At 64.4% G+C, this 24,810-nt stretch carries 19 protein-coding genes; 6 read left to right on the top strand and 13 right to left on the bottom strand.

Annotated elements, in window-relative coordinates; all coding sequences use genetic code 11:
• The first annotated feature begins 103 nt into the window (after window positions 1-103).
• On the top strand, window positions 104-2,074 hold the full coding sequence (gene malQ / locus QOL62_RS15190; RefSeq protein ID WP_283406885.1) for a 4-alpha-glucanotransferase: 1,971 nt from the start codon (window positions 104-106) through the stop codon (window positions 2,072-2,074).
• Here the strand turns inward: malQ and QOL62_RS15195 are convergent.
• The 7 genes from QOL62_RS15195 to QOL62_RS15225 form a co-directional block, all read right to left on the bottom strand.
• Window positions 2,062-3,228 carry an alpha-hydroxy acid oxidase gene (locus QOL62_RS15195; protein WP_283406886.1) on the bottom strand — a complete coding sequence of 389 codons (1,167 nt, stop codon included), beginning with the start codon at window positions 3,226-3,228 and terminating at the stop codon, window positions 2,062-2,064. The genes malQ and QOL62_RS15195 overlap by 13 nt on opposite strands.
• Entirely contained in the window at window positions 3,228-4,532 is a 1,305-nt protein-coding gene (locus QOL62_RS15200; RefSeq protein ID WP_103730338.1) for an LLM class flavin-dependent oxidoreductase, read from the bottom strand. Before QOL62_RS15200 ends, QOL62_RS15195 begins: the two co-directional genes overlap by 1 nt.
• A 206-nt stretch (window positions 4,533-4,738) precedes the next feature.
• On the bottom strand, window positions 4,739-6,373 hold the full coding sequence (locus QOL62_RS15205; protein WP_283406887.1) for an alpha-D-glucose phosphate-specific phosphoglucomutase: 1,635 nt from the start codon (window positions 6,371-6,373) through the stop codon (window positions 4,739-4,741).
• A gap of 138 nt (window positions 6,374-6,511) precedes the next feature.
• Window positions 6,512-7,030, bottom strand: a complete 519-nt coding sequence (locus QOL62_RS15210) for a hypothetical protein (RefSeq protein ID WP_283406888.1) — start codon at window positions 7,028-7,030, stop codon at window positions 6,512-6,514.
• A gap of 5 nt (window positions 7,031-7,035) precedes the next feature.
• Entirely contained in the window at window positions 7,036-7,584 is a 549-nt protein-coding gene (locus QOL62_RS15215; RefSeq protein ID WP_283406889.1) for a helix-turn-helix transcriptional regulator, read from the bottom strand.
• Window positions 7,585-7,724: 140 nt separating this feature from the next.
• Entirely contained in the window at window positions 7,725-9,527 is a 1,803-nt protein-coding gene (lepA, locus tag QOL62_RS15220) for a translation elongation factor 4 (RefSeq protein WP_103730341.1), read from the bottom strand.
• Between the two features lie 103 nt (window positions 9,528-9,630).
• Entirely contained in the window at window positions 9,631-12,186 is a 2,556-nt protein-coding gene (locus QOL62_RS15225; protein WP_346770697.1) for an EAL domain-containing protein, read from the bottom strand.
• A gap of 327 nt (window positions 12,187-12,513) precedes the next feature.
• Between QOL62_RS15225 and QOL62_RS15230 the strand changes: the two genes are divergently transcribed.
• Complete coding sequence (locus QOL62_RS15230) at window positions 12,514-13,818, top strand: FAD-dependent oxidoreductase (protein WP_283406890.1); 1,305 nt, start codon at window positions 12,514-12,516, stop codon at window positions 13,816-13,818.
• A 93-nt stretch (window positions 13,819-13,911) separates the two neighbouring features.
• Here QOL62_RS15230 and dnaN read toward each other — a convergent pair whose 3' ends face one another.
• From dnaN to QOL62_RS15250, 4 genes are all read right to left on the bottom strand, one after another.
• Entirely contained in the window at window positions 13,912-15,030 is a 1,119-nt protein-coding gene (gene dnaN, locus QOL62_RS15235) for a DNA polymerase III subunit beta (protein WP_103730344.1), read from the bottom strand.
• A gap of 226 nt (window positions 15,031-15,256) precedes the next feature.
• Complete coding sequence (gene fabG, locus QOL62_RS15240; protein WP_283406891.1) at window positions 15,257-16,021, bottom strand: 3-oxoacyl-[acyl-carrier-protein] reductase; 765 nt, start codon at window positions 16,019-16,021, stop codon at window positions 15,257-15,259.
• An 80-nt stretch (window positions 16,022-16,101) separates the two neighbouring features.
• Window positions 16,102-17,037 carry an ACP S-malonyltransferase gene (gene fabD / locus QOL62_RS15245; RefSeq protein ID WP_103730346.1) on the bottom strand — a complete coding sequence of 312 codons (936 nt, stop codon included), beginning with the start codon at window positions 17,035-17,037 and terminating at the stop codon, window positions 16,102-16,104.
• 117 nt (window positions 17,038-17,154) lie between these two features.
• Window positions 17,155-17,976, bottom strand: a complete 822-nt coding sequence (locus QOL62_RS15250; protein ID WP_283406892.1) for an LD-carboxypeptidase — start codon at window positions 17,974-17,976, stop codon at window positions 17,155-17,157.
• 56 nt (window positions 17,977-18,032) lie between these two features.
• Here QOL62_RS15250 and QOL62_RS15255 point away from each other — a divergent pair, with 56 nt between their 5' ends.
• The gene (locus QOL62_RS15255) at window positions 18,033-19,445 is read left to right on the top strand and encodes a glutamate ligase domain-containing protein (protein ID WP_283406893.1); all 1,413 of its coding nucleotides are present in this window, start codon (window positions 18,033-18,035) and stop codon (window positions 19,443-19,445) included.
• A 10-nt stretch (window positions 19,446-19,455) separates the two neighbouring features.
• Here QOL62_RS15255 and QOL62_RS15260 read toward each other — a convergent pair whose 3' ends face one another.
• Entirely contained in the window at window positions 19,456-20,400 is a 945-nt protein-coding gene (locus QOL62_RS15260; RefSeq protein WP_283406894.1) for a DUF808 domain-containing protein, read from the bottom strand.
• Between the two features lie 214 nt (window positions 20,401-20,614).
• Entirely contained in the window at window positions 20,615-23,275 is a 2,661-nt protein-coding gene (locus tag QOL62_RS15265) for a M1 family metallopeptidase (protein ID WP_283406895.1), read from the bottom strand.
• Window positions 23,276-23,541: 266 nt separating this feature from the next.
• Between QOL62_RS15265 and rpsF the strand changes: the two genes are divergently transcribed.
• Genes rpsF through rplI form a run of 3 tightly spaced genes read left to right on the top strand, consistent with a single transcriptional unit; the run spans window position 23,542 to window position 24,746 of the window.
• Window positions 23,542-23,904, top strand: coding sequence for a 30S ribosomal protein S6 (gene rpsF / locus QOL62_RS15270; RefSeq protein ID WP_103730350.1), 363 nt, complete (start codon window positions 23,542-23,544; stop codon window positions 23,902-23,904).
• A 5-nt stretch (window positions 23,905-23,909) separates the two neighbouring features.
• Complete coding sequence (gene rpsR / locus QOL62_RS15275; protein ID WP_039284546.1) at window positions 23,910-24,134, top strand: 30S ribosomal protein S18; 225 nt, start codon at window positions 23,910-23,912, stop codon at window positions 24,132-24,134.
• Between the two features lie 15 nt (window positions 24,135-24,149).
• On the top strand, window positions 24,150-24,746 hold the full coding sequence (gene rplI / locus QOL62_RS15280; protein ID WP_103730351.1) for a 50S ribosomal protein L9: 597 nt from the start codon (window positions 24,150-24,152) through the stop codon (window positions 24,744-24,746).
• Window positions 24,747-24,810: the final 64 nt, after the last annotated feature.

Genomic DNA, 24,810 nt, shown 5'->3' on the forward strand with positions numbered 1-24,810 from the left:
AGTCCCCGCGCTGGAACAATCGCCCTAGCGGTCCGATGTCACGGATGATTGTGGCCGTCCGGGCTCCGATCTAGCCTCCCGCCCGCAAAGGAGCCGCCGACGAATGCCCGAACTGTACGCGCTTGCCGAGGCCATCGGGCTGTGCCGGATCTGGCACGATGTCGAAGGGAAGCCTCAGGTCGTGGCGGACACCACCCTTCGGGCGATCGCCGGCGCGTTGGGCTACCCTGCGGATAGCGACGCTGAAATCGCGGCCAGCCTGAAGGCGGCGGAACAGGACAACGCTCGGCCTCCCGCCCTGATCGTCGCGGAGGCCGGAGTAGAGACGGCGCTACCGCCTTCGCTTTCGAGCGCCGGCGCCACGCTTCCCGCAATTGAGGAGCCGGGATACTACGAACAGACCATTGCCGGGCACCCGGTCACGATTGCAGTCGCCCCCGCCTCCTGCCGCAGCGTCGAAAGCTTCGGCAAAGGGCGCCTCTGGGGGCCGGCCCTCCAGATACCGGCACTCCGAGGCCGTTCGCCCCAACCCTTCGGCGCCTTCGGAGAACTTGCCGAGGCAGTCGCGATCATGGCCGCCCGTGGCGCCGACGCCGTTGCGATCAACCCCGTTCATGCGCTCTTCCCCGGCGATGGCGAGGGCTTCAGCCCCTACTCGCCATCAAGCCGCCTCTATCTCAACGGTGCGATGGGCGACCCCGCTCTCGTCGGACTGGCACCCTTTCCTGCCGAAGCGGCGCCGGAGGGCGCTCTGATCGATTGGGAAGCTGCCCTTCCGCAGCGCCTTCAGCAGATGCGCGCCCTCTTCCGCAGCCTCGACGCGGCAACACGGCAGAAGATCGCTGACGAGAGCGCCGCGCAAGGGGAAGGCCTGCGCCGTCAGGCCATCTACGACGCGTTGTACGTGCACTTCCGCGAATGCGGCGCCCGGCGTTGGCAGGACTGGCCCACTGCCCTTCACGATCCCGACGGACCGGCAGTAGCCGCCTTCGCGCGTGAACATGCGGAGGAGGTCGCGTTTCACGTTTTCGCCCAGTGGCTCGCGCGCAAAGGTCTTGCCGAAATCCAGCGCGGGGCTCGAGCGGCAGGTATGGCCATCGGCCTTGTCGCGGACCTTGCAGTTGGCGTGCACACCGGGGGCGCGGACGTGTGGTCCATGGGCGACGCGTTTCTGCAGGGCGTCACGATCGGCGCTCCGCCAGATCCCCTGGGACCACTCGGCCAGAACTGGATGTTGACCAGCTTCTCGCCCCGTGGGCTGGCGCGCAGCGGCTATCAGCCGTGGATCGCGACGATACGCGCCGCCCTCTCCACCGCGGGGGCCCTGCGGATCGACCACGCCTTCGGCCTTTCCCGCCTCTGGGTCATCCCCGATGGCATGCCGTCGACGGAGGGCGCCTATCTTCGATACCCCTTCCAGGACCTCATCCGCCTCCTTGCTCTTGAAGCCCATCTGGCGGACGCGGTCCTCGTGGCGGAAGATCTCGGCACCATGCCCGAGGGGTTCGGCCCCGCCATTGATAACGCGGGCCTGCTGGGCATGCGGGTATTGTGGTTTGAGCGTGCTGCGGACGAAGGCTTCATCGGGGCGTCCGACTACGACCCGCAGGCTGTCGCCATGACCGGTACGCATGACACCCCGACGGTGGCAGGCTGGTGGACGGGTCTCGACATCGAATGGGCGGAACGCCTCGGTCGGCTGCCGGAAGGCACCACGCGGCAGGACGCGGAAGCCCGTCGAGCATGGGAGCGCGGCCGCCTGTGGGCCACCCTCGCTCCCAATGCGCTACCCCGCCCGTCACCTGCGGAGCCCGAACCGGTTGTGGGCGCCGCTCTGGCCCACATCGGACGAACGCCGTGCGGGCTTGCTATCGTCCCTGTGGAGGATGTCCTTGCGGAGCGCGAGCAGTTGAACCTTCCCGGCACGGTTACCGAGCACCCAAACTGGCGCCGTCGTCTGAAGGCGCCGCTCGCCGAGCTTCTGGACGAACCGGCGAATGCGGCACGCCTCCGGATCCTGGCCGAGGCGAGAAAGGGACCGGCTCCGTCCGAGGGACCGGATCAGCCTCTATAGGATCCGGGCACGAGGTACGTGCGGTCGAGTTCCGCAGGACTGCACACGCCGACCATCGCCATCGCAACGTCGATCTCATTGGCAAGAAGGTCGATGGCGTGCCGGGCGCCGGCCTCGCCGCCTGCCGCGCAGCCGTACAGCGTGGCGCGGCCGATCAGCACGGCACGCGCACCGATGGCGAGTGCCTTCAGCACATCCGCCCCGCGGCGCACACCGCTATCGAACAGCACGGTAGTGCGGTCGCCTACCGCATCGACGATGGCGGCAAGTGCATCCACCGCCGGTAGCGCACTGTCGAAGTTGCGGCCCCCGTGGTTGGAGACGGCGATCCCGTCGACCCCGTGATCGACCGCTATGCGCGCATCTTCGACGCTCAGCACGCCTTTGACGACCAGCTTTCCCGGCCAGCGACGCCGCAGTTCCGAGACGTCGGTCCAGCACACCGATGCCGAGTTGGCGACCCGGCTCACGGTTCCGGTCAACTTCGATCCGACCTCGGCCGGATAGTTGGCGAACTGAGGCAAGCCGCCGTCGCGATAGTAGCGGGCGATGACGGTGCTCAGCCAGGCGGGCCGTTTGAGGAAGTCCGCCACCAGCCGCGCATTCGGCCGGATCGGGTTCGACATCCCGGCTCGCTTGTTGAACTCGCGCAGCGGCCACATCGGCGTGTCGACCGTCAGGACGAGGACGTCCGCGCCGTTCTCGCGAGCGGCCTCCACGACCTCCCATGACAGCTCGCGCTTTTCCCAGAGATACATCTGCATCCAGTGGCCGGCCGTGGCGCACATGGCGATATCGGCAAAGCTTGTCGTCGAACTGGTGGTCTGGGTGAAAGGGATACCGGCCGAAGCGGCTGCGCGGGCAATCGCCCGCTCCCCCTGATACCATAGCAGATCCGAAACGCCCGTTGGCGCGATCACCAGCGGCAAGCGCTGTCGACGACCGAACAGCTCGATCTCCGAGCAGCGCGCCGCGACATTGCGCAGCGTACGCGGAACGAACTGGACCTTCTGCAGCGCCCGAATGTTGCGCTCGATGAGCAGGTCGTCCTCGGTGCCCCGTTCTATGAACTCCCAGATCGCTCTTGGCAGTCGTCGCCTTGCCAGGACGCGCAACTGGGCGATGTTGTGAGCGGCACGCCTGATGTCACTCATCAGAGCCCCAGGTTCTCGCGCAGCGTCGTGCCTTCGTACTCGGTACGGTAGACGCCCTTCTTTTGCAGAAGGGGCACGACTTCGTCGACGAAATCCGTGACAGAGCTGGCCATGACCGTAGGCGTCACGTTGTAGCCGAAGCAGCCCGTTTCCCGCCAGATGCGCTCCATCTCGTCGGCAACCTGCTCCGGCGTGCCTACGATCTGCGGTTTGCCCACGGCGAGGCCCCACCGCACGGCGACTTCCCGCAAGGTCAGCGGCTTGCCCCCCTCGATGTTGGCGAAGGCCTTCATCAAGCCCTGGGACGCCTGCGTCTCGATCTCCGCCAGCGGCTGATCCAGATCCATTCCCTCGAAGTTGACGCCCATCGTGCCCGAAAGCCGCGCCAGGCAGCCGTCGATCGGCAGCTTCTCCACAAGATCGGCAAGTTTCCGGCGGGCCTCCTCCTCGGTGCCGCCAACGATCGGCTGAATGCCGAAGCTGACACCCGGCGTGGGCTTACCCGCGGCAAGCGCCGCTTCGGCAAGATTGGTCATGAAGCGCTTCATGCCCGGGACGTTAGGCTGGATGGAAAACACCACGTCCGCGTGACTGACAGCGAACTGCTGCCCTCGCCCCGAGCTTCCTGCCTGGAACAGGACCGGCCGTCCCTGCGGAGAAGGCGGGACCGGGCCGACCGTCTCGCACGAGAAGAACTCCCCCCGGTGCCTTATGAAATCGACCTTCGCCGGATCTGCATAGATCCCGCTGCTCCTGTCCGCGACGATCGCGTCGGGCCGGATGGAATTCCAGAGCTCATAGCAGATTTCCATGTACTCATCGGCCCGGTCGTACCGGCGATCGTGATCGAGCTGCTGCAGGCCCAGAGCACGGTGTTCGCCACGCAAATGGCCGGTGACGATGTTCCAACCGACCCGGCCGCCAGAAAGATAGTCGATCGTTCCGAGCTGGCGCACGATGGTCCAGGGCTGGTAGGCACTGGTCGACATCGTGGTTGCCAATCCAAGGTGGCGCGTCGCGGCCGCCAGCGCCGAGAGCAGGACGACGGGATCAAGCGAGGGCCAGCACACGCCGTATCTCACCGCATCTTCATGGCTGTCCCTGTAGCGGTCGAAGACGCCCGGCGTGTCCGCGAAGAAAACCGCGTCGAATTTGCCCCGTTCGAGGGTCTGCGCAAGCTCCTGCCACAGCTTCAGGTCCGCCAGGGCATCCAGCCGGTTGTCGCTGGGCTGCGCCCAGCTGAGGACCGTATGGTTGATTGGCGAGTTGATCAGAAAGCTGACCAGATGGATGTGCTTGCTCATGGCCTTTGGCCCTCCCTCTACCATGATGGTCCGAGGGAAGGCTGGCTTGCAAGGTCAAACCGCCAGCCATGTATACACTGGATCAAACTTGACGGCCGTATCTGCCGGATTTTCTACGATCCAGGAGCTACAGAACATCCAATCATCGCTGCAGCGTATCCGTTCCAGCCCACAAGGGACGTGAGGCACCCCCGCTCAGGCGCGTCTCAGGTAATCACGTCCGGAGCGCTGCGCCCCGTGTGCCGCGCGATCCCGGCAATAGCTTCTGCCGCCGCAACCTGATGCTCCAGCATGGCCGCGGTCTCTGCGTCCAGATGGCCGAACCGCGGTTCGAACCGCTCGAGATAGACGCGCAAGGTGGCCCCCTGCGTGCCCGTACCGGACAGACGGAATACGATGCGGCTGCCGTCCTCGAACAGCACGCGAATGCCCTGATTGGCGCTGACGGACTCGTCCACCGGGTCCGTATAGGAGAAGCTGTCCGCCTCACGCACGGTCAGCGGGCCCAGGGTCGCGCCCGGGAGCGAGGACAGCTTCGCCGTCAACTCCTTCATCAGCGCGTTCGCGCTCTCCGTGGCGATGCCTTCGTAATCATGGCGGGCGTAGTAGTTCCGGCCGAACCGCGCCCAATGCTCGCGCGCAAGGTCATCGACGCTGATGCCGCGAACGGCGAGAATGTTGAGCCATAGCAGGACCGCCCAGAGACCGTCCTTCTCGCGCACATGGTCCGAGCCTGTTCCGGCGCTCTCCTCCCCACAGATCGTAACCTTTCCGGCATCGAGCAAATTGCCGAAAAACTTCCATCCGGTGGGCGTCTCATACAGGGGAACGTCCAGTTCCTGCGCCACGCGATCCGCCGCGCCGCTCGTGGGCATGGACCGCGCGATACCCGCGAGCCGTCCCCTGTAGGCAGGGGCGATCTGGATGTTGGCCGCCAGCATCGCCAGCGAATCGGACGGCGTGATGAAGCGCCCGCGCCCGATGATGAGGTTGCGATCACCGTCACCGTCCGACGCAGCACCAAGGTCCGGCGCGTCATCGGACATCATCAGATCGTAAAGTTCCCGCGCATGGATGAGGTTGGGGTCCGGATGATGCCCGCCGAAGTCCTCCAGCGGCGTCCCGTTGACCACGGTGCCCGCAGCAAACCCGAGCCGCTTTTCAAGGATCTCGTGTGCATAGGGTCCGGTGACTGCGCTCATCGAATCCATGCGCATCGTGAAGCCAGAGGCGACGGCCTTGCGGATGGCGTCGAAGTCGAACAGCTCCTCCATGAGGTCCGCATAGTCCCTGACCGGATCGATGACATCCACGATCATCTCTCCGACGTGAGCGCGCCCCTGCTCGTCGAGATCGACATCAGGCGCTTCAACGGTCAGCCAGCGGTCAATCACTTTGGTCCTCGCAAGAACCGCGTCGGTGACATTCTCGGGCGCGGGACCTCCGTTGCCGATGTTGTACTTGATCCCGAAGTCTTCTTCCGGCCCGCCGGGGTTGTGGCTGGCAGACAGGATGAGGCCGCCGCTCGCGCCGTACTTGCGGATGACGTGGCTTGCAGCTGGAGTGGAGAGTATCCCACCCTGCCCAACAAGAACACGGCCATAGCCGTTCGCGGCCGCCATGCGGATCGCCTGCTGGATGACGGTGCGGTTGTGAAAGCGCCCGTCGCCCCCGATGACCAGAACAGCCCCCGATTCCGGCTTCACCACGTCGAAAACGGACTGGATGAAGTTCTCGGCATAGCCGGGCTGCTGGAAGATCTTCACCTTCTTGCGCAGGCCGGACGTACCGGGCGCCTGCCCCTCGAACGGAGTGGTCGGAACCGTGAGGATCTTGGTCAAGGGAAGCTTCTCCAGGAAAACGGCAAAGTCATGTGCGCACAAGCCGACAGTTTCGGACCCGCCGGTGGTTCGTCAAACCATCGAACGACCAATGCGGCAGGAGCGGGAGGGTTGCACGCGAACAATCGGTAAGCATTCCTACCCCCTCTGAGCGTCCGGTCCCGCTCCCCGGAAAAATGGGCCAAGGTCATCAGGATGCCTCCAGGAGCGGTAGGGCCCCCAGTGATGGCGCCTCATGGCGTGTCTTGTCAGACCGATCGCCATTGCGACGAGTTGCACGTAGGAAGGGAACATCGCCATTGCCGCATATGCGAAAGCGCTAATATCCGGCATTCCCACGCGGAACAGGTGGGCCGTGAGCGTTATGAGCTGCGCTCCGGCCATCCAGAGCGGATACTCCCGGTTTGCGTAGAGCGCCACGACGACGAGACTGCACATCGCCAGTGAGTCCACGGCAAGGTGGCCCATGTCCGCTTTCCGCCAGAGGAGAGGTCCGCCGATCTCCACCTCGAAAAGGGTGTTGCTGGCAGCCATGCAAAACAGCAATCCGGAAAGGATCCACTCCGGTGCAGCGGCCTTCAGGGGGTGGCAGCAGAGCAGAAACAGCGCTGCGATGATCATACCGATGGCGTCGCGATGCTCAAGAAGAGCGCTCATCAGCATCAGAAGATCTGGGTCAGTACGCGGGCAACGCCAAGACCGATCATGACGATCAGCAGCATTCCCACCGCGATCACCACGATGGCAGCCACTCGGGCGAGACCCGCATTGGGGCCTTCGAGGGACTTGGCCACCACGCGATGACGGGTATCCTCATGGCCGGTACTCTCGACAGCGGGCGTGACCGGCAGGGACGATGTCGCGTCCGGCGCAGCGTCCCCGGTGTGATCCGTCGCATCGGATGCCGGCGGAGCAGGTGCGAAGGGCACACCCGGCGTCTGTTCCACCTCCTGCAGATACTGCCGATAGGATCGCGCCAGCTCCGAGCGAGGCGGGGAGCCGGTGCGAGCCCGCACATTTTCGATGCGCTGATTCACCGCACTTTCGGAAATGCCCAGAATGAAGGCTATTTCCTTAGTGGTGCGGTTTTCCGCGACATGGCGCAGCGCGTCGCGCTGCTTGGCCGTCAGGAAGCGGAAAACCTCGACATGGTTCTGTCCGCACGAGCCTGATCTCTCGTCGCCTTCGATGCCGCTGCCTCCTGCCCTCAACCAACCGATACTTTGCCAGTCGACGAGTTTCGCAGGAATTAGCGGTATTAGTCAATAGTTTACTCAGCCCTGACCGGCGCAGGCACGGCGCCGCCTGGCCACCTTCGGCGCTGGTCCGGGCGGAATGACACCCGTAGCGCTTACTCCTCGCCCATCCGCAAAGCGGCGATGAAGGCTTCCTGCGGAATCTGCACGTTGCCATACTCGCGCATGCGCTTCTTTCCTTCCTTCTGCTTCTCGAGGAGCTTCTTCTTGCGCGTGATATCGCCGCCATAGCACTTGGCGGTGACGTCTTTGCGCATCGCCGAGATCGTTTCACGCGCGATGACCTTCGCGCCAATCGCCGCCTGAATCGGAATCTTGAACATGTGCCGGGGAATCAACTCCTTGAGCCGCTCCACCAGCGCACGTCCACGCGGCTCAGCCTGCCCGCGATGGACGATCATCGACAGCGCATCGACTGGCTCGTTGTTCACGAGGATGTTCATCATCACGAGGTCACCCTCTCGAAGGCCGATCTGTTCGTAGTCGAAGCTGGCATAGCCGCGGCTGATCGACTTCAGGCGGTCGTAGAAGTCGAACACCACTTCGTTAAGCGGCAGTTCGTACGTCACCTGGGCACGGCCGCCGACATACGTGAGGTCCTTCTGGATGCCACGACGGTCCTGGCACAGCTTGAGGATCGAGCCGAGGTACTCGTCCGGCGTGTAGATGACCGCCTTGATCCACGGCTCCTCCATGAAGTCAATCTTCACGGGATCGGGCATGTCGGCCGGATTGTGCAGTTCCTTCACGGAACCGTCCGTCATCGTCAGGCGATAGACCACGGAGGGCGCCGTGGTGATGAGATCGAGGTCGTACTCGCGGCTCAGGCGCTCCTGAATGATCTCCAGGTGCAGCAGGCCGAGGAAGCCGCAGCGAAAGCCGAAGCCCAGCGCCGCGCTCGATTCCATCTCGAAGCTGAAGGATGCGTCGTTGAGGCGCAGCTTGCCGATCGATTCGCGCAGCTTCTCGAAATCGTTCGCATCGACCGGAAAGAGACCGCAGAATACCACCGGCTGCACTTCCTTGTAGCCCGGCAACGCTTCTGTGGCGCCCTGCTTCACGGTAGTGATCGTGTCACCGACCTTCGCCTGCTCCACTTCCTTGATCTGCGCGGTGATGAAGCCGATCTCGCCTGGCCCGAGTTCGGGCAGGTCGATGCGCTTGGGGGTAAAGCAGCCGACGCGGTCGATCAGGTGCTCGGTCCCGCCCTGCATGAACTTGACGTTGAGGCCCTTCTTGATGACGCCGTCGATGACGCGCACCAGAATGACGACACCGAGGTACGGATCGTACCAGGAGTCCACCAGCATCGCCTTGAGCGGCTTGTCGCGCTCCCCCTTCGGGGGCGGGATCTTCTTAACGACGGCTTCCAGCACTTCGGTGATACCGATGCCCGACTTAGCGCTTGCCATCACGGCTTCGGAGGCATCGATGCCGATCACCTCCTCGATCTCGTTGCGCACCTTCTCGGGTTCGGCGGCTGGCAGGTCGATCTTGTTGATGACCGGCACGATCTCATGGTCGTGCTCGATCGACTGGTAGACGTTTGCCAGCGTCTGCGCCTCGACGCCCTGCGCCGCGTCGACCACCAGCAGCGCGCCCTCGCAGGCGGCAAGGCTGCGGCTCACTTCGTAGGCGAAGTCGACGTGGCCCGGCGTGTCCATGAGGTTCAGCTCGTAGGTCAGCCCGTCGGAGGCGGTGTAGCTCAGGCGCACGGTCTGCGCCTTGATGGTAATGCCGCGTTCCTTCTCGATATCCATGTTGTCGAGCACCTGGGCGCTCATCTCGCGCTCGGACAGACCACCGGTTGTCTGGATCAGACGGTCGGCGAGGGTCGACTTCCCATGGTCGATATGGGCGATGATGCTGAAGTTACGGATCTGCGCAAGGTCGGTCATGCGAGCGCCGTTAGAGCATTTTAGCGCGTGGTGAAATGACCTGACGAAGCTCGAACCACGAAAAATCGCGCTTCGGGCCTAGTGGTGCCGCACCGCCTTGAAGTCAGGCCATGCGGCGCTGCCCGCTCAGGACAGGTTCGGCTGGCTCGCGACGGTGCCCTGCCCGGCCGAAGAGGACCGCGCCGTTCGCGTCGCACGCAAGCGTCTCAGCGAATTCCACGCCCATGCGGTCCTCCTGACACCAGCGGGATGTCGCGAGGATCTCATGATCGTCGGCCAGTTGCACCCGGAATTGCGTGCCCGCCGGCACGTTCCACAGCCCCTCTATCATGGCGCCCGTGCGCGAGATATTGCGGATCATGCCGTCGTACCTGTGCGTGCCATGCTCGAGCACGACCTTGCGCAGCATGGTCTGGCGGGTCGCTCGGACTGATCGCGGCCCCTGTGCGGTGAGCACCAGCCCGCGCCCGAGCTGCTCCGCCACCCCTTCCGCACTCAGTGGCCGCTCGTAGATGTAGCCCTGGACGTGACTGCAGCCCAGACTCTTCACGAGATCCAGCTCGTCGAAGGTTTCTATGCCCTCTGCGGTGGTATCCATCTCCAGCGCTTGCGCCAGACTGACGATGGAGGAGATGATGGCGTCGTTACGGCTTCCCTCGATCGCGGCACCGCGCACGAGACTCTGGTCGATCTTGATCCTGTCGAAGGGCGCGCGCTTCAGGTAGCCGAGGGAGGAATAGCCGGTGCCGAAATCGTCCAGCGCGAGCCGCACGCCCAGACCCTTGAGAGCGCCGAACATCGCCTCCGTCGCCTTCTCGTCGCTGAGGAACACACTCTCCGTGATCTCAAGTTCCAGTTGCCCCGGGTTGATCCCGGCCGCGGCAACCGCACTCGTCACGATTGCCGGAAGTGCGGGGTTGGCGAACTGCAAGGGCGAGATGTTGACGGCAACGCGGACAGCTTCGGGCCAGTTCGCAAGATCCTGGCACGCCGTGCGCAGCGCCCACTCACCAATCTGCGCGACAAGCCCGGCATCCTCTGCCACGGGCACGAACTTGGCCGGTGAGATATAGCCGTGAAGCGGGTGCTTCCAGCGCAGGAGCGCCTCATAACCCGTCACAGCGCTCGTCGCGGTGCGAACCTGCGGCTGATAGTGCAGTTCAAGCGCGCCTCTGGCAATGGCCTCGCGCAGGTCCTCTTCCAGTTGCTCCCTCTCCTTGGCATCCGAATGGAGATCGTCGTCGTAGAAGTGGTGGCGCCCCCTTCCGCCCCCCTTCGCGGCGTAAAGAGCAAGGTCGGCATTGCGGATGAGTTCGTCGGCCGTCACACCGTCGTCAGGGCAAAGGGCGATACCCACGGAGGCACCGATCGTCACGGTCGCGCCCTCGATCGCATAGGGCTGCGAGAGCGTCTCGATGATGCGCCGGGCAAGTTGCGCCAGGCCTTCGCGGTGCTGAGCGCCGTGCAGGATCACCTGAAACTCGTCGCCGCCGAGCCGCCCCACCCGGCCGCGGTCGCTGACGGTGACGCCCAGTCGCTCCGCCACCTGTTTCAGCAGCGCGTCACCGGCCGGATGGCCCATCGTGTCGTTAACCTGCTTGAAGCGGTCGAGGTCCAGCAGAAACACCGCGCACGCCCGCATTTCGATGCGCGGAGTCGACAGGATCTTGTCCAGCCACTCCGCCATCTGGAAACGGTTGGCGAGGCCCGTCAGCGAATCGAAGCGCGCCAGGTGAGTCACCCGCTGTTGCGAGCGCCGCCTTTCCGTAAGATCACTTCCCGCACCGCGAAAACCCAGGAAATTGTCAAAGGGATCGAGAACCGGCCGTCCCGATATGGTCCACCAACGCTCATCCGCCGTCGCCGCCCTTACGCCCAGTTCATGGAAGGACGACCGCGTGCTGAGGTGGAACAGCAAGGTTCGCTCCTCCTGCGCGCTGGAGCCGGCAAGTTGGAACAGGCTCGTGAAGGGCTCTCCCTCGAGAAGCGATGCGCTCGTCCCCATCAGCTCCGCCACGGTTTCCGAGATGTAGGTGATGCGCCCCTGCCGGTCGGTTTCCCAGAACCAGCCCTGGCCGGTCTGTTCGTATTCGCGAAGCAGCTCTTCGGCGCGGCGCTGCTGGCGTTCGTCCTGTGCACGTTGCTGCGCCTGGGCCGAAGTGTTTCTCACCTGGCTGATCGCCAGCAGCAAGCCGGTCAGGCCACCGATGCTCAGAAGCCCGAGCGCGATGAGCGAACCCTGATCAAGGGCCGCGCCGCTCCACAAGCCAATCGTGGCCCCGACGATCGACATCGGCCGGGTCGCGAGCAGAGCCGTCGCCACGAGCGCAAGGATCACAAAGACATTGACGGTCACGTCCCGGTCAAGCGATGCCGCACGATCGGTCCATAGCGCGCCGCCAAACCCGAACAATCCCATCGGCAAAAGGATGGCGACAAGGAGCAGCAGGTAGCGTTCCCATCGATCATGCCCCAGCCGCCGCTCGACACGCGCAAAGAACGCAGCCGGAAGGCACAGGACGATGCTCAGGCCAAGGCAGCCAAGGGAAACTGGCGGCGGCAGTGTGCCCGAGAGCAGGCTCATGAGCGCCGCTCCGGCGAGCAGGGCCGCCGCCATGAACGCCCAGCGCGCGCAGGTGAAAAACTGCGACCGGTCCATCGCGTCGACCTCGATCCGCGGGCGTGCGAACCCGCCCGGCTGGAGAGCGCTTGGAGAGCCTGTAGCTGACAGCCCTGCCCCAGCCGCGTACCCCCCGCCCGCCGCGGGATTCCGTCCGGCGTCCGAACGCCCTCCTCGCCGTCGTTCACGCAGGCCTGAATGCAACATGCGCGGACCATGGCCTTGCCGCTCTTGCCAAAGTGTAAATGCGGGCGGTCACGAGGCGGATAAAGTCTCCCGCATTTCGCTTGCCCCGGTCCAGCTGGCGTGCTTGCTTGTCGGTATCGGGCCGGCGGCGGCGCCGGCCTCCTGATGGGAGACATAGCCATGCGGCATATCGCCATCGTCGGATCGGGTCCGGCCGGCTACTACACTGCCGAAGCGGCGCTGAAGCAGTGGGGCGAAGACGTCCACGTGGACATATTCGACACCCTTCCCGTCCCCTTTGGCCTTATCCGCACCGGCGTTGCGCCGGACCATCAGGCGATCAAGGGCGTGATCGAACGCTACGAGACGACGGCGCTGACGCAGAACGTGCGCTTCGTCGGTAACGTGATGCTTGGCCGGGACGTGTCGGTGAGTGAACTCCAGACCCTCTACGATGCGGTAATCCTCGCCACCGGAGCACCGCGCGACCGCCGGCTCGAGCTGCCCGGTGACGATCTGGCCAACGTCTTCGGCTCGGCCGCCTTCGTCGGGTGGTACAACGGACATCCGCAGTTCTCCGGTCTGAACCCGCAGCTGGATCATGACACGGCAGTCATCGTGGGGAATGGCAATGTCGCGCTCGATGTGGCCCGTATTCTCGCCAAGTCGGAGGAGGAGCTGACGGGTTCGGACATCGTCTCCCATGCGCGCACTGCCCTGGGCGGTTCGGCTGTGCGGCGCATCGTGATCCTTGGCCGGCGCGGGCCGCACCAGATCGCGATGACACCCAAGGAGCTTGCTGAACTGGCCAGCCTCACACGCGCCCATCCCCGGGTCGATCCGGCCGATCTACCGGACCTCAACCGCGATACGCAGCTCGATCCCGGACTGCGCAAGGCTATGGCTCTCCTGCGCAGCTTCGCCACCGACGCCGATAACGACCAGGACGATGTCGCCGTCGAATTCGATTTCTTCGCGGCGCCCCATTCCATCATCGGCCAAGGCCGCGTCGAGGCTGTCGAAGTCGAAAGAACACGGGTCGAGGGGGGCAAGGCCGTCGGCACCGGCACCTTCTACCGCGTTCCGGCCGGGCTCGTCGTCTCCTGCATCGGGTACCAGACGTCACCCATTCCCGATGTGCCTTATGACGAACAGGGCGGCCGCTTCGCCAATGTGGAAGGCCGGATCGCTCCCGGCCTCTACTGCGTCGGATGGGCGCGACGCGGGCCAACGGGCACGATCGGCGCCAACCGGCCCGACGGGTTCTCGATCATCGAAAAGGTCGAAGCCGACATTCCCGCTCCCGCCGGAAAGCCCGGACGGCAGGGGTTTGACGAACTCGCGGCCGAGCGCGGCATCCAGGTCGTTCGATTCGCCGACTGGCAGAAGATCGACGAAGCGGAAGTGGCGGCGGCCCGGGCGGGTTCGCCCCGCGAGAAGTTCGTCGCGGTGGAAAAGATGATCGAGGCGGCCGGCCGAGCCTGAGCCTCGTGACCGGCACTTCCTGCCGCTAGCCTACGATGCACAAAGGCCGGAGCTTTCGCCCCGGCCTTGTCATCACTTCATCTGAATTTGACCTCAGACGCGCATTGGCATCAGCACGTAGAGCGCGGGGCTCTTGTCGTCCTGCCGGATCAGCGTCGGAGCGGCAGCATCGGCGAGGTGCAGTTCAACGGTGTCGCCGTCGATCTGTCCAAGAATGTCCTTGAGGTAGTTCGCGTTGAACCCGATTTCGAACCCGTCGGAGGCATACTGCGCCGGCACTTCTTCCGCCGCCGTACCATTGTCCGGCGAGGTGACCGAAAGCGTCACGCGATCGGTTTCCAGAGCCATTTTCACAGCGCGGGTCTTCTCGGTGGCGATCGTCGCCACGCGGTCCACGCCTTGGAAAAAGGTCTTCGGATCCACCTTCAGGAGCTTGTCATTCGCGGTGGGGATGACGCGGGTGTAGTCCGGGAACGTTCCGTCGATCAGCTTGCTGGTCAGCACGACACCGTTCTCACCGCCAAGCGTGAAGCGGATCTTGCTGGCCGAGAGATCGACCAGCACGTTGGTGTCGAGCGATTCCTCCAGCAGCTTGCGCAGTTCGCCGACGCACTTACGCGGCACGATAACGTCAGGCATGCCTTCCGAGCCATCCGGGCGCGGCAGGGTGAAACGGGCAAGGCGGTGACCATCGGTGGCGGCCGCCTTCAGTTCCTCATCCGTGACGTGGAGGAAGATGCCGTTCAGGTAGTAGCGAGTCTCTTCCGTGGAGATCGCGAACCGGGTCCGGTCGATCAGCTGCGCCAGCGTGGCGGCCGGGACTTCGAAGCTGGTGGGCAGTTCGCCCTCGGCGATCATCGGGAAGTCGTCCCGCGGGAGCGTCGGCAGCTGGAAGCGGCTGCGGCCAGCCTTCACCACCATGCGATTGTCCGCCGAGTCCAGGCTGACCTGGCTGCCCTCCGGAAGCTTTCGGGCGATGTCGAACAGCAGGTGCGCCGATACCGTGATCGCGCCCGCCTGCTCAACAGAGACAGCGCCCAGCGTCTCGACGACCTGAAGATCAAGGTCCGTTGCCATGATCCTGAGTGAGCCTCCGGCGGAAGCTTCGATCAGGACGTTCGACAGGATCGGGATGGTATTGCGGCGCTCGACGACCGACTGCACATGGGAAAGACAGCGCAGCAGCGTGGAACGTTCGATAGTGGCCTTCATGACAGCCTCAAGTCCCCCTTGGTCGGGCACGGGATGCGGACATCCCTGAAATTCGGACGACTATCTCTAACGGGAGTCGGAAGCGCGGCAAGCTGCAACGAGGGCAGAAACCGCGAATCTGGGGATAAATGAAGGGTTCTTATGGAGAACTTGGGCCTGACGTCCTCCGGGCAGGGCTCCGGCGCGGTCCTATGCCTTCGCCCGAAGCCCCGCCTGGACGGTCACGTCAGACCATCACCATGCCGCCGTTCACGTGAATGGTCTGGCCGGTGATGTAGCCGGCTTCCTTGCTGGCCAGGAACACGGCAGCGGAGGCGATGTCGTCGCCCTCGCCCATGCGACCCATGGGGATGCGGCCGTTCAGCGCTTCCTTCTGCGCATCGGGCAGGACGTCGGTCATGGCGGTGCGGATGAAGCCGGGTGCAATGCAGTTCACCGTCACACCGCGGCTGGCGAGCTCCTGCGCAAGGCTCTTGGACATGGCGGTGATGCCGCCCTTCGCCGCGCAGTAGTTCATCTGCCCGGGGTTGCCGGTGGTGCCGACCACGGAGGTCACGTTGATGATGCGGCCGAAGCGGGCCTTCATCATCGGCTTGGTGGCGGCGCGCATGAGGCGAAAGGTGGACTCAAGATTGATCCTGATGACCTGGTCCCACTCTTCGTCCTTCATGCGCATGGCAAGATTGTCGCGCGTGATGCCGGCGTTGTTGACGAGGATGTCGATCTTGCCCAGCGATTCCAGCGCAGCCGGAACCAGCTTCTCGACCTGCTCTGCCTCGCCAAGATTGCAGGCGATCGCGACATGGTCGACTTCCTGCAGGTGCTGCGGGGTATGCTCGTCGAGCTCTTCGCGGAAGGCGCGCAGCTTGTCGGCATTCGATCCCGAAATCGCAAGGCGTGCGCCCTGTGCCGCGAGAGCCCGGGCGACGGCCGAACCGATGCCGCCGCTCGCGCCGGTCACCAGAGCAGTCATTCCGTTGAGGTTGAACATGGCAAAACTCCTAGATCGCCATCCGGCGATGCTTCTTCGAACGGCTGGCAGTCCCGGGTCAAGCCCGGGACGCGACGGCTTTACAGGCTCTTCGCCAATTCCTCGATCTCCGCCATCGTCGTGGCGGCGGTGACGTCCACCTCTCCGGCCGAGCGCTTGATCATCGGGCCGACGACCTTGCCGCCGATCTCGAAGAAACGCTCCACCCCGGCTTCGCGCATGGCGATCGCGCTCTCACGCCAGCGAACGCGGCCGGTGACCTGCTCAACGAGGAGGCGCTGGACTTCGGCCGGATCGGTCACGACCGAAGCGGTGACGTTGGCGAAAAGCGCCACTCGCAGCGTGCCCGGCGGGGTTGCGGCAAGCGCCTCGGCCATGGCGTCGGCGGCGGGCTGCATCAGCGGGCAGTGGAACGGCGCCGAGACGGGCAGCGCGATGCCGCGCTTGATGCCATGCTCCTTTACGAGCGCAATGGCGCGCTCGATCGCTTCCTTGTGACCGGAGATGACGACCTGGGTGGGATCGTTGTCGTTGGCGACGGTGCAGACCTGATCCTCAGCCGCTGCTTCGGCGAGGGCGGTTGCCTTTTCAATATCGGCGCCGAGCAGCGCCGCCATCGCACCCACGCCCACAGGGACGGCCGCCTGCATTGACTGGCCGCGCAGCTTCAGGAGGCGCGCGGTGTCGGCGAGGCTGAAAGCACCGGCTGCGCAGAGCGCGGTGTATTCACCCAGAGAGTGACCGGCAACGAAGTCCGCCTTGTCTGCAAGGCTGATCCCGCCTTCCTTCTCAAGCACGCGCAGCACCGCAATGGCATTGGCCATGATCGCCGGCTGTGCGTTCTCGGTGAGGGTCAACTGGTCCTCCGGGCCTTCGGTCATGATCCGAAACAGGCTCTGGCCGAGCGCATCGTCGACCTCCTGGAAAACCTCACGCGCGACGGCGCTCGCCGCAGCGAGTTCCGCACCCATGCCGACCTTCTGGCTGCCCTGTCCGGGGAAAACGAATGCACGCATCTTGCGACCGCTCCTTGCTCAAACGGCGGGCTGGAGCCACGCACCGCTTTCAAAAATTCGAATGTGGCGCGCGGTTATTGACCTTGGCCGTGAACCGCAAGCCCGGAATGCCGTCCTTCAACCGAAAGGCACGATCCGGTTTGCCGCGTCGTGGCCGATATCGGCCGCCCCGAGAAACGGGATCGCATGTCGCTCGCACCAGTACCGGGCTATTTCCTCAACGTCCGCGCCGAACGGGCGATCGTTTTCCGGAACGTCGCTCACTCGCCCGAGGCGCAGCCCGGCAATGCCGTTAAGATGAGCCGTGGCATGGAAGAACAGCCGATCGACGGCATAAAGATATTCGGAAACCTCCTCCACCATTACGACATGGCTGGCCAATCCGGGCATAAGCGGGGTACCGGACAGCATCGCGAGCGTCATGAGGTTGAAGGCGACGACCGGATGCCGCTCCCGTCCCAGCGAAGGCTCCAGTCCGTCCGGCGCCCCTGAAAGGAAGCCAAGGGCCCGGCGAACGGCATCGTCGCCGCCTTCGCGCCGGATGTCCGCCAACATGGGCCCGTGAACGGGGCGTCCGATCCGCGCACGATAGAGGCCACCCAGAAGATAGCCCGCGTCGGAATAGCCGAGGTATGTCTTTTCTCCGGCCGCATGCTCCATGCGTGCGATCGCGCCTTCCGCCACGCGGCAAGCGCCGTACCCCCCGCGTGCGAACCACACCGCATCGAACCCGGGATCGTTCGCGCAGTCGACCAACGCGTCCAGCCGGCGCTGGTCGGCGCCCGCGAAATGGCCGTCCGCTTCGAAGCACTGTTCGTGGATAACCAGTTCGACCTGCGGAAACTCGGCGGCGGCGAGTTCCCGTACAGCTCGGGCGTCCTCTCGCGTTATCGAAGTGGATGGCGCGCAAACGGCTACCCGGATGGAAGAGCGTGTCATGCCGTCCATTCCTATCGAGGTTGTCATGACGGGCAAGGCCGCATACGGCTTGGCCCATGAACGACGCCCGCGACCTCACCACTCATCCCTGGTTCTTCTGCGGCATCGGCGGCTCGGGCATGTTGCCGCTGGCGCTGATCCTCAAGGGGCATGGTGCCCGTATCGGCGGCTCCGACCGTAGCCGCGATCAGGGCCGCAGCGCCGACAAGTTCGCGTGGCTCAAATCGCTCGGCTTCGAACTTTTCCCGCAGGACGGCAGCGGCATCACCTCGCGCGAACAGGTGCTGGTGGCCTCCGCCGCCGTCGAGGATACCGTTCCCGAGGTCCTTCGGGCCCGGGAGCTGGGCTGCACACGGATGACCCGCGCCGAACTGCTCGCCACGCTCTTCAACGCGGCGCCTGAAGGGATCGCCATCGGCGGCACGTCCGGAAAGTCGACCGTCACCGGAATGACCGGGTGGATCATGACCGCCGCCGGCCGCGACCCAACGATCATGAACGGCGCGGTGATGAAGAATTTCGTGCGCGAGGATGCCCCCTTCGCCAGCGCGCGCGTGGGCCAGGGCAGCGCCTTCGTTTCCGAGGTCGATGAAAGCGACGGCTCGATCGCGCTCTATCGCCCGAAGGTGGCGGTCCTCGGCAATGTCAGTCTCGATCACAAGAGCCTTGAGGAACTGCGCCAGCTCTTCGGTGATTTCCTTGCGCGCGCAGAGGTTTGCGCCCTTAATCTCGACGATGCCGAGACCAGCGCCCTCGCTGCAAAGGCGCAGGCGTTCATCTCCTTTGGCATCACCTCATCCGAAGCGGAGATCGGCGCCACGGACATCGTTGAAGGCCCAACCTCCCTCACCGCCACGATTGTCGACAAGCGCGATGGCGGCTCTCATGCGCTCACGCTCAAGGTTCCGGGGCGGCACAACCTCTACAACGCCCTCGCCGCCATCGCAGCCGCCAACGCGGCCGGGGTATCGATCGCCGATGCGGTCGCCGCGCTTACCTCGTTCGAAGGCTTGGCCCGTCGCTTCGACGTCATCGGCACATCGGCTGCCGGCACCGTCGTCATCGACGACTTCGGGCACAATCCGGACAAGGTATCCGCAACGCTTGCCACCTTGCGCGCGCATCCCGGCCGGATCATCGCCTTCTTCCAGCCCCACGGTTACGGTCCGTTGCGCCAGATGGGTGCCGAACTGGCCGAGGTTTTCGCCACACGACTGGGCACGGACGACGTCACGATCCTGTGCGATCCGGTCTACTTCGGCGGAACGGTGGACCGGACGCACGGCAGCGAACGCATCGTGAGGCTGATCGAAAGCCATGGCGGCACGGCCGAATACATACCGTCCCGCGATGACTGCGCCGCTCGCATCGCACAGATCGCCCGCCCCGGCGACCGCGTGGTCGTCATGGGGGCGCGCGACGACACGCTGACGATCTTCGCCCGCGACCTCCTTGCAGCCCTCGACTGACCGCAGCGGTTCAGTGCGCCTTGCCGCGGCCTTTCGCGACGAGGTGAACCACCAATGCGACAATCGCGCCCAGGACAAGCCCGACGATCGCTGAAGCCACGGCGTAAGCCAGCCACCCGGTCACCCCTCCAAGCGGGCCGGTGGCCTCGGCAACGGCATGCTGGATCGCGTGGGCGACGTGAGCGGGACCCGGCAGTCCAAGCTCCTCCAGGCCGTGCAGGATAATGCCGCCGCCGACCCACAGCATCGCCACGGTTCCGACGCTACCGAGGAAAGTGAGGACCGCCGGCATCGCCCGCAGCAGCATCCGTCCGGACGCCTGAGCGGCCGAGCCGGGCTTCTTCGCCAGATGCAGGCCCACGTCGTCCATCTTCACGATGAGCGCGACGGCCCCATAGACAGCGGCCGTGATGGCAATGCCCACCAGCGCAAGCGTAACAGCGCGGCCGACCAGCGACTGCTCGCCAATTTCGGCGAGCGCGATGGCCATGATTTCAGCGGAGAGGATGAGGTCGGTCCGTACCGCCCCAGTCACACGCTCCGTCTCGAAGGTGGCGACGTCCTGGATAGGATCTTCCAAGGTCTCCCCGTGCTTCTCGCCACCGAGCTTTTCCATGATCTTCTCTGCGCCTTCGAAGGCGAGATAGAGGCCGCCGATCATCAGGATCGGCGTTATCGCCTGGGGCAAGAAAGCGCTCAGGAGCAGGGCGATCGGCAGCAGGATCAGCAACTTGTTTCGGAACGAGCCCTTGGCGATCTTCCAGATGATCGGCAGCTCACGTTCCGGCGTGAAGCCCGTGACATAGCCCGGCGTCACTGCCGCGTCGTCGATCACCACGCCGGCGGCCTTGGAGCCCGCCTTCGCGACACCCGCTGCAACGTCATCGAGGGACGCGGCCGCGGCTCGGGCTATGACCGCTACGTCGTCAAGCAGGGCAACTAGGCCGGAGGGCATCAGGGAACCTCTTGAAAGTGAACGGAACGGTCGTCAGCCATGCGGGCTAAACGACCGTCGAGCAAGAAAAAGCAGAAGGCAGCTGATGGCTGCACTGCCTGCAGGCGATTCGCTATCACCTTCTAAAGGGCGCAGAACGCAAAGGCCCGGCGACCGTGACGATCGCCGGGCATCGCATGGCATGCTGTCCCGCCGGAAGACGGGACAGCTTCGGTCAGTACCCGGCCTTCGCCAGCCAGGCGTCCACTTCAGGCAGGCGCGTCTGCGCAACCTTGATGCGGTCCTGGATCTTGGCGATCGCCTCGTCCACGGGACGGCGCGAACCGGCGGCAAGACGCTGCTTCGCATAGGCATCGAGCTTGCCGACCATGGCGGGATCGGCGCTCGTCGCGGACAGGCGCGCTACGTAGCGGGTTGCCCCCGACACGTCGACGCGGCCCATGACGGCATCGTAGTTCGCCATCACGAAATCGAACGTCCTTTCCGGATGTTCCGCGCCCACCGAGCTGACGATGACGGGGCTGGTCGTCAGCCCCGGCTCATCCGTGAGCGACAGGGCGAGCGCCTTGTCGGCCAGTGCGGGATCGGCCGCCCGGCCCAGGAGCGAATAGAGGGTGGTGCGAACCTGCGCGGAGGTCTCATCCTTCGCCATCGCATGGAGGGCATCCCAGGTGGCGGCATCGGCGTTCTTTGCGACGACGCCAAGGATGGCGACCTTGACCGAAGGATCGATCGCGGCCGGATCAGCGAAACGGCGGCGGGCCTCAGCCACCACCGTCTTTTCGCCAAGATCGCCCAGCACCTCGATAAGCGTTGCGCGCAGTTCGCCCGCCGTCGCAGGCTCATCTGCCTTGGGCGTCCAACCCAGGCCCTTCAGCACTGGCAGAAGGCGCGCCGTTGCGAAGCGGGTCAGGGCCGCCTTGCGTTTCGGATTGGCTTCAGCATAGGGCGCCAACCCTGAAATGACGCTTGCCGCGCGTTCCATCACCTGCGGCGATGCGTCGGCCGGGAGGTTCTTCACCAGGTCCAGCATATCGGCCATCGGCTGATTGCCAGCGTAGCCCAGCGCAACCGCATCGTTGAGGATGCCGAGCTGGTCGACCGGCTTCACCGTTGCGATGTTCTTGGCGATCCCGGCAAAGGTGCGGGGATCATAAAGCACACGGTAGTAGCCGGTCTGGCCTGCATTGACGATCACGGGGCTGCAGCCCGCAACCTGGAGTGCGCCCTTGCCCTGGAGCAGCGTCTCGGCCTGAGCTGTCCCACCGACCTGGGCCACGCGCACTGGCACACGCCAGGCCAGCGGCTGCTTGCCGGCGCGATCGCGGGTGAACTCGCCCTGCTCCAGCGCCACGGCCGTGGAGCCGGCGTTGCAGGTGGCCGTTACCTTCACCAGCGGAATTCCGGGCTGGAGAGTGAAATCGTGCGCGATTTCGCTGATCGGCTTGCCCGAAGCCTTGTCGATCTCGCGCCACAGGTCATCGGTTACCGTGTTGGAGTGGCTGTAGCGCTTCATGTACGCCTGTACGCCCGCGCGCCACTCGTCGGAACCGGCATAGGCCTCCAGCATCCGAATGACCGCCTCACCCTTGGAGTAGGTGATCGAATCGAAGGCCTGGCTGGCTTCCTCCACCGTCTTGATGGGGTGAATGACCGGATGCGTAGTGACGTAGGCATCCTGACCCATCGCGGACTCGCGAGAGCCGAGCGCGGTCAACTCGGGATGCCATTCCGGATGGAACTTTTCCGTCGCGCGGCTTTCGAGCCAGGAGGCGAAGCCCTCGTTCAGCCAGAGGTCGTCCCACCAGGACATGGTGACGAGATCGCCGAACCACTGGTGCGCCATTTCATGCGCGACGACGGTGAAGATGCGTTCGCGCAGGCTGTTCGACGCGATCTTCGGGTCCAGCAGCATGGCGTTTTCGAAGTAGAAGATGCCGCCCCAGTTCTCCATCGCGGAGAAGAACTGGCTGCGCCCGGGCGCTGCGATATGGTCCAGCTTGGGCAGCGGGTACTTCTCGCCGAAGTACTCGTTCATCCACGGCAGCATGTCGGCCGAGGCTTTCAGCGCATAATCCGCCTGTGCGAGATCGCCGCGCTTGGTCAGGACACCCACTTCGGTGTCGCCTACCATGACGGTCTTGCGCTCGAAGTCGCCCAGGCTGAAGAACAGCAGGTATGTCGACATCCGGGGGCTGGTGCCGAACGTCACCAGCGTCTTGCCCTGCCCCAGATCCTTCCGGCTCTCCACCGGCAGGTTGCCGACAGCAACCTCGTCGGTGGGAACGATCGTCTTGAGGCTGAACGTCGCCTTGTAGAACGGCTCGTCCCAGGAAGGCATGAAACGGCGCGCGTCGGAGTTTTCGAACTGCGTGAAAAGTGCGCGCTTCTGCGATCCGTCTGCGGCCTTGTAGTCCAGCGCGAAGAGGCCGAACGCCTGCGTGTTGATCTTGCCCGCATAATCGATCGAGAGCACGTAGCTGCCTGGCGCGACCGGCTTTGTGAACGTGAAGGTCGCCGTCTGCGCCTTGGTGTCCAGCGTGACGGTCGGCGCACCTGCCTTCCTGCCGGTCTTGGTCGTCAAGGCTGCTTTCGCGATGGCCAGGTCGGCCGCATGCAGGGTTATCGTCCTGGTCGCTTCGACCACGTCGATGGTGATCGCAGCCTGCCCCTCGAATGTCATGGCCTGCGCATCGGGGGTAATGGTCAGGTCGTAATGACTGGGACGCACCGCGCGCGGCAACTGAGTCGTCACCGTTTCAGCCGTTGCCCCTTTCGTCGTCGAGGCGTTGCCGACGCCCTGCGCCCCGGCCGACATCGGGAGCGCCACGCTTGCCAGCAGCGCCAGTGCGAAACGACGATATGTTCTTTTCATATAGCTCGACTCTCGACTGAAGGATGTGCCTAGCTAACGCCCTGTCCCTCATGCGCAACATTTTAACGCCATGTGGCAATTTTTTCTTGTTCCTGAGAAGGGGCGCGCGGCGCTTTGCAGAGTCCCGGCTTGCAATCTCCCCCCAATAGGCTAAGGGCGCCCCTTCCTCGAAGTCGTGAAACTTCGCGGAACACTGAAGAAAGCCGGAGGGGCCCCGCAATCCCGCGGGTAGCCAGCGATCGGTTAGACAAGATAAGGAAGCTGCCGTGGCTCTATATGAGCACGTGTTCCTGGCGCGCCAGGACCTTAGCCAAGCGCAGGTTGATGCGCTGGCTGCCGCCGCCACCGAGATCGTCGAGTCGAACCAGGGCAAGGTCGTCAAGACCGAGACCTGGGGCCTCAAGAATCTCGCTTACAAGATCAAGCGCAACCGCAAGGCGCACTTCGTGATGCTGAACATCGAAGCTTCGGGCGACGTCGTCGCTGAGCTCGAGCGTCAGACTTCGATCAACGAAGACGTCATCCGCTACGTCACCATCCGCGTTGACGAGCATGAGGAAGGCCCTTCGGTCATGATGCGCAAGAGCGACCGCGAGCGTACGCGCCGTCGCGAACGTGAAGGAGCCTGATCCACATGGCACGTGCATTCTTCCGCCGCCGCAAGTCCTGCCCGTTCTCGGGCAAGAACGCGCCGAAGATCGATTACAAGGACGTTCGTCTGCTCCAGGGCTTCATGTCCGAGCGTGGCAAGATCGTCCCCAGCCGCATCACCGCGGTTTCCGCCAAGAAGCAGCGTGAGCTGAGCCAGGCCATCAAGCGCGCCCGGCACATCGGCCTGCTGCCCTTCATCGTCAAGTAAGGGAGGGACCTACCCATGCAGATCATCCTCCTGGAGCGCATCGAGAAGCTCGGCGCCATCGGCGACGTCGTCTCGGTCAAGGACGGTTACGCTCGTAACTACCTGCTTCCGAACAAGAAGGCCCTTCGCGCCAACGACGCGAACAAGAAGGTCTTCGAAGCCAACCGCGCCAAGATCGAGGCCGACAACGCAGAGCGCCGCACGGCCGCCGAAGCGCAGTCGGGCGACGTCGAAGGCAAGCAGATCGTCCTGATCCGCGCCTCGTCGAACTCGGGCCAGCTCTACGGTTCGGTCTCGGTCCGCGACATCGTCGACGGCCTGAACGAACAGGGCGCGAACGTGTCGAAGCAGATGATCGTGCTTGAGCGCCCGATCAAGACGCTCGGCATCTTCGACGTCAAGGTCAACCTGCACCCCGAAGTCTCGGTCAACGTCAAGGTGAACGTCGCGCGTTCGCCGGACGAAGCCGAACTGCAGTCGCAGGGCGTAGACGTGATGGCCGCGATGTTCGAACAGGACGTCTCGGGCTTCACCGAAGCCTACGACCCGAACGCCGAACCTGGCGAGATCGCGGTCGAGGAAACCGAGGAAGAGGGCGAGGCTCAGGCCTGATCCCTTCCCTTTCGGTACCGAAACGGATCAAGAGCCCTCGCTTCCTCGTGAAGCGGGGGCTTTT

The organism is Novosphingobium panipatense (genome assembly GCF_900182875.1).
GTDB lineage: Bacteria > Pseudomonadota > Alphaproteobacteria > Sphingomonadales > Sphingomonadaceae > Novosphingobium > Novosphingobium panipatense.